At 68.4% G+C, this 3,239-nt stretch carries 4 protein-coding genes; 2 read left to right on the plus strand and 2 right to left on the minus strand.

Annotated features, from left to right (window positions below; genetic code table 11):
* On the minus strand, positions 1–275 hold a 275-nt coding region (locus ACR2FV_RS01685; RefSeq protein ID WP_434013989.1), incomplete at its 3' end, for an ATP-binding protein.
* Between the two features lie 69 nt (positions 276–344).
* Between ACR2FV_RS01685 and ACR2FV_RS01690 the strand changes: the two genes are divergently transcribed.
* Both ACR2FV_RS01690 and ACR2FV_RS01695 read left to right on the plus strand, forming a co-directional pair.
* On the plus strand, positions 345–617 hold the full coding sequence (locus ACR2FV_RS01690; protein ID WP_434013990.1) for a hypothetical protein: 273 nt from the start codon (positions 345–347) through the stop codon (positions 615–617).
* A 242-nt stretch (positions 618–859) separates the two neighbouring features.
* A complete protein-coding gene (locus tag ACR2FV_RS01695; RefSeq protein WP_434013991.1) occupies positions 860–3,091 on the plus strand; it encodes a recombinase family protein in 2,232 nt (743 codons plus the stop codon).
* 17 nt (positions 3,092–3,108) lie between these two features.
* Here ACR2FV_RS01695 and ACR2FV_RS01700 read toward each other — a convergent pair.
* Positions 3,109–3,239 (minus strand): ATP-binding protein (locus ACR2FV_RS01700; protein ID WP_434013992.1); only part of this gene is annotated, 131 nt, incomplete at its 5' end.

The raw sequence follows: 3,239 nt of genomic DNA on the forward strand, positions 1-3,239 counted from the left end.
CAGGACTCGAAGGGCCAGTGCGATCCGATCCCGAGGGAGCGGCGTTCGTAGGCGGCCGCGACGAACCGGAACAGCAGTTGTGCTCCGGTGTCATCTAGCGGAGCGAAGCCGAGCTCGTCGATCAGGACGACGTCGTTGCGGAGCAGGGTCTCGATCACGCGTCCGACGGAGTTGTCGGCCAACCCTCGGTAGAGGGTCTCGACGAGTTCGGCGGCGGTGAAGTACCGGACCCGGTGCCCGGCCGCGACGGTGGCGATGCCCAGCGCCACGAGCATGTGGGACTTCCCGGTCCCGGCAGTGCCACCGACAGACTGCAACATCTTCGTGATGTCTTGCCGTGCGAGGTGAGGGTCACCTCGGCGTCGCATCCGTTGTTCGGCCATCTGCTGGCCGCTCATCACTTCAGGCGGGTCGACGGGGTCGTGTTCTTGGTGGTGGACCTTCCTGACGGTTCTCCGGGCACGGTCCGCGTGGACGCGACCGACGTGTTGGGGGCGCCGGTCTCGGAGCCGGTGGTGACCGTGCTTGACGGCGAGGGTTTGCGTGTCTTGCAGGCGCTGGTCGCGCGGCTGCCAACCCGCGGTTGCCCGGCGCCGGAGGCCGGAGACGACAAATAGGTTCGACCCGTCCCTGATCGCGCCAACGAACCCGGAAGGGTGAACCTATTTGCGTGCCCTGAGAGTAGCCCCTGAGACCGTCCAGCTTGCGCTGCCAGACCCCGCCTTGGCCGAGCCGAGCGATCGGTGGCAGGCGATGCCGGAACAGACCCGTGCCCAGGTGTTGGCGTTGCTGGCCGCGCTGATCGCCCGCGGTGTGCTGGTCGACCCCGTCACCGCCCCGGTCGGGGAGGAGGTGGACGGTGAGTGAGGCGACGCTGGTCCCGACCAAGATCGGTCCGGTGCATCTGGGCCGCGACGCGTACGTCTATGTCCGCCAATCCACGTTGACCCAGGTCCGCGAGCACGGCGAGAGCCTGGCCCGCCAGTACGAGTTGCGCGAACGCGCGGTGGCGCTGGGGTGGGACGCCCACCAGGTCAGGGTTATCGACGCTGACCTGGGCAGGTCCGGGGCGGAGACCACGGCCCGGGAGGGGTTCAAGGAGCTCGTCGCCGATGTTGGCCTGGGACGGGTCGGCATCATCTTCGGGATCGAGGTCAGCCGGTTGGCCCGCAACAACGCCGACTGGTATCAGCTGCTGGACCTGTGCGCGTTGACCAACACTTTGATCGCCGACTCCGACGGGGTCTACCACCCCGGCGAGTTCAACGACCGGCTCGTACTCGGCCTGAAGGGCACGATGAGCGAGGCGGAGCTGCATCTGATCCGGTCCCGGCTCACCGCCGGGCTGCGCCACAAGGCCGCCCGCGGCGAGCTGCGCCAAGGGCTCCCGGTGGGGTTCGACTACGACGAAGACGGCCGGGTCGTCATCTGCACCGACGAAGCCGCGGTCGAGGCGATCGCGACAGTGTTCCGCCGGTTCGCCGATCTCGGCTCGGCCCGCCAGGTGTTGGTCTCGCTGCGCGAGGACGGCCTGCTGCTGCCCCGACGTCCGACCCGGACCGGCCGGATCAGCTGGGCCGCAACGACCTATCCCGCGGTGCATGACTTCTTGACCAACCCCTGCTATGCCGGGGCGTTCGTGTTCGGCCGCAGCCGCAGCGAGAAACGCATCGATCTCCATGGCCGGGTCATCACCCGGACCGTGGCGGTGCCGCGGGAGGAGTGGGCGGTGCTGATCCCCGAGCACCATCGGGGCTTCATCGACTGGCCCACCTTTGAGGCCAACACCGCAAAGCTGCGCGGGAACTGGCGCCCGCCCCGCGGCACCGGTGGGGGCGCCGCCCGCGAGGGAGCCGCCCTGCTGCAGGGACGGATCCGATGCGGTCGCTGCGGCCGGATGATGCAGACCGGCTACTCCGGCACCAAGGGCAACTGTCCCCGCTACCTGTGCGCCCGCGCCAAGCAGCTGTATGGCGGCGAGAAGGGCTGCCAGAGCCTGGGCGGGCGCCGGCTGGAACAGCGGGTCCTGGCCGAAGTGTTCGCGGTTCTCGCCCCCGCCGCGCTGGAGGCCACCATCCAGGCGCTGCGCGACGCCGAAACCGCGCACGCCACCACCTTGAAGGCGTTCACCCTGGCCGTGGAACGGGCCAGGTTCGAAGCCGACCGCGCCCGACGGCAGTACGACGTCGTGGAACCGGAGAACCGACTGGTTGCGCGCACCCTGGAACGGGCTCTGGAGTCCAAGCTCGCCGCGCAACGCCAGGCCGAACGTGACCTGCTCACCCAACAGGCCCGACGACCCGTCCGGCTCACCGACGACGAGCTGTCCTGGCTGAACCGAGCCGGCGCCGACGTCAGGCCGATCTTCGAGGCTCCGACCACCACGTTCCGGGACCGCAAGCAGTTGCTCCGGGCGATCCTGACCGAGGTCGTGGTCACCATCGACGACGACAAGCGCACCGCCGCAGTCACCATCACCTGGCAGGGTGGCGCCAGCACCGACCTGACCCTGACGATGAACAAGACCGGTGGCCATGCCCGGGCCACCGACGAGGACACCGTGGCCCTGGTGCAGCGTCTCGCTGCGCACTACGACGACACCACCATCGCGATGATCCTGGGCCGGCAACGACGCCGCACCGGCACCGGTCTGTCGTTCACCAAGACCCGCGTGAAGTCACTGCGGGTGGCCCGCGGCATCCCGGCCTACCAGCCGCCGGAGAATGTCGGCCCTCTCGAGCAGGATGCGGTCGTGGTCTCCATCAGCGAAGCCGAACGTCTACTTGGCGTCGGCAAGGTCACCCTCTACCGGTGGCTGGCAGACGGGTTCCTCATCGGCGAGCAACTCACCCTAGGATCACCCTGGCGGATCCGTATCGACCAAGCCGTCCGCGAGCGGCTCGCACCCCAGGTCCCCGACGGCTGGCTCAAGCTCGCTGACGCCGCCCGCGTCCTCGGCATCGCCCGGCAGACCGTGTTGCACAAGGTCCAACGCGGCGAGTTCGAAGCCGTCCACGTCAACCAAGGACGACGAAAAGGCCTAAGAATCAACGTCCACGGCCACCAGGCTGAACTGTTCGACCAACCCTGAAAGAGGAATGCGCAGTGTTAACCGGTCCCGGCTGGCCCGATCAGACAGACGTTCTCCGCAGCCCGGACCCACTCCAGGCTGGCGAGGTAGTCGAACGTTGGGGTGGGAATCGAGGACGCGGCGACGTCGAAGTCGTCGAGTGTCTTGG

Source organism: Ornithinimicrobium sp., from assembly GCF_051004135.1.
Lineage (GTDB): Bacteria > Actinomycetota > Actinomycetes > Actinomycetales > Dermatophilaceae > Ornithinicoccus.